Below are 447 nucleotides of genomic sequence, written 5' to 3' on the forward strand. Positions count from 1 at the left end.
GTCGGCACTTATTGCGAGACCAAGGACGGCAACAGCCACCAGACCCTGGAGTTCGATGTGCCGGCCGCCGTGGTCGGGGCCAATATTCATCCGGTGGGCCGCGACATCACGGTGCAGTACTTCCTGATCCGTGGCACACGGGAAACCCCATCCGACATCCTTACGCTGCGGTTGCTGGCCCTGACCACCTTGCCGATCCCGACCATCGAAGGCATTGGTGACAGCCCGGTGCTGGACCTCTCCCGCCTCAACGGCACGGAACGCACCACCCTCAGCCGCTGGCCGTTTATCCAGCGGTTGCAACGGATGTGGATGGAATATGAGGGCACCTATGCCGATGGCAGTCATTACTTCGAAGCCACCTACACCAACAACCTGGTGACCGCGGACGGGGAACTCAACGGCATCCTGCCACCGGCCCCGGTGGATGAACTGCGCAAGCTGCGG

The 447-nt window shown here is 62.4% G+C and carries 1 pseudogene; it reads left to right on the forward strand.

Annotation, left to right across the window (positions count from 1 at the left end):
• Positions 1-447 (forward strand): annotated as a pseudogene (locus GNF76_RS29435) (hypothetical protein); the annotation flags it as partial.

The sequence above is a fragment of the Pseudomonas spelaei genome (assembly GCF_009724245.1).
GTDB lineage: Bacteria > Pseudomonadota > Gammaproteobacteria > Pseudomonadales > Pseudomonadaceae > Aquipseudomonas > Aquipseudomonas spelaei.